At 36.2% G+C, this 2,111-nt stretch carries 1 protein-coding gene and 1 pseudogene; both read right to left on the bottom strand.

The window, feature by feature from the left end; translation table 11 throughout:
* A partial coding sequence (locus VNZ46_RS15030; protein WP_325560886.1) for a YWFCY domain-containing protein occupies positions 1-1,488 on the bottom strand: 1,488 nt, incomplete at its 3' end.
* A 27-nt stretch (positions 1,489-1,515) separates the two neighbouring features.
* Positions 1,516-2,111: pseudogene (locus tag VNZ46_RS15025) on the bottom strand (hypothetical protein); the annotation flags it as partial.

Genomic DNA, 2,111 nt, shown 5'->3' with positions numbered 1-2,111 from the left:
ACTTAAATCTTGAAGACCTAGAACAGTTGCAGATTTATATCCCCTCGCTACTGCAATATGATTTGAAATTCCATTTAAAAATATCGTAGGAAACTCATCGAAGATCAAAGCATTTTTAAGTTTTCCTTTCTGATTAACAAGCTTCAAAAGCCGATTCACATATAAAGACAATACAGCACCATAAATCTGCAGTTTTTGAGGGTTATTGCCCAGACACAAGATCTTTGGATCTTCAGGATTATTGATGTCCAATTTAAAATCATTCCCAGACATAATATAGTACAGCTGGGGTGAAGCTAATCTTCCCATAGCCACCTTAGCAGAAGCAATCTGCCCCTCTAACTGCTCCATAACATCATTTAAATAAGCATTCACAAAAGGGTTAATCAATACTTCTATCTCCTTCTCCATTCGCAGCAATGTAAATAAGCTATCATAATCTAGCTGCAAAAATTCAATTACGTGAGGTAACGTACAATATTGACCATTTTGAAATTTACGTAGAAACCAGATGATACCAGTTACTAAGTTGATTGGAGACTCTACGAAGAAGTCTCCTTGCTTCTTAATCCATTCCCTATTTAAACCCAACAGAATCGTACGTGCAGACTCCGTTGCATCTGTAATATCGAGCATAGTGGTAGGATCTAACGGATTACAACGATGGCTTCTAGAGAGATCATCAAAATTGATCGCATAAAACTTAGGCTCAACCTTAAAACTCTTCCGATTTTTGAGCCAAGCATTGTAAGCGATGATACTTAAATCTGGATATTTCATATCATAAACCAGACAGGTGTAATTTTTGGCAATCGTTTGGGTGATGAAATGCCGAATCACAAAAAAACTCTTTCCACTTCCAGGGGTTCCGAGAACAAGCACTCCCCTTGCAATATTGATGAAATTGAGCCAGCTTTTTCGAACCTTCCCTTTCAAATTATAAATCGCGGGTAAGTTAACTGAATACTCGTCTTCTAGTAGTCTTTCTTCTTGTGGAAATGTTTCGTTTTCACTGTTAAATACATCACCAGTATTCAGATTATTTTTAATAATCCTCGACAATAATGTCCCTCCAGAAAGAATTAACAAGAATCCAATACCAGTTATCCCCATGTACAAAGCTGCCCTCTCCACAAACGGCAATTGCACATTCAATACCAAGAAACTCAAAAAATACACTAACAAGCCTGTTACAATATAATATAAAGCTGTTTTGTGATTCATTTTTTCATCTTTTCTCCCCTTGGCACCTATCAAAGAAATTACTAAAAAACAAAGTGCCCAGCACTTGGAAAGATGAAAATTTTTGAGCAGTCCTGTACGACCTATATTTCCTAAAATTCGATCTGTAAACGATCGAGTAAGATGCCAATGCTGAAACGCTCCATAACAATAATAATAGACGTGAATAAACAAAATTAAAACGGCAATCAGTCTGGTCATATCCAGAATTTTCCTTAGCGCCTGTTCGTTCTCTCCTGTTTGCATAATTTTGATTTTTAAATGTTAAATGACTTATGATCTCTTTTTTTTATATCGCTTTTTAGATTTCGATGCTCTAAGTTCTGGAGGTAGTTGCGAGTCAGTTTCATATGCTTCAAATAGGATGGTAAAAATTCCTTCTTTAGAATCCGAAGCCCCATGTGGGCTATGATGTGGTTGCCCTAACGAAGTGTAGCCATTAAGCATACTAAAAGGAGGCCTAATATTTTCAGTTTTACTAAAATCATATTTTCTCTTAGGCTTAGTTGAAACTTGTTTAGGCTCAAATTTTCCAAAGTTAGATCTCCTTTCTCTTCTATTGGTTTCAATATTAACTTCTCGAACTTCCACGTGGGTGCTTGGCCGTAAGCTTACTTTCGTTGGTTCGCATTTCTCTTGTATAGATTTTATACTATAGCCAGGTCCTAATGTACGCCCATTAAAAACACATTTATTTATATGATCGACAAACGTAATTCCATAGATTTGACCTGTCGGATTTTTTCTCAAGACAACCGAAATACCCTGTTTTTTTAAAGCCTGCTCAAGCCCTTCCAAACTTAAATGCTTCTTACCATGGAAATGCATATCTATTGCATTTCTTACACCTTTTTTAAAGCGATTTCTCT

The organism is Pedobacter sp. (assembly GCF_035566355.1).
Lineage (GTDB): Bacteria > Bacteroidota > Bacteroidia > Sphingobacteriales > Sphingobacteriaceae > Pedobacter.
This window is presented reverse-complemented; position numbering and strand designations above follow the sequence as displayed.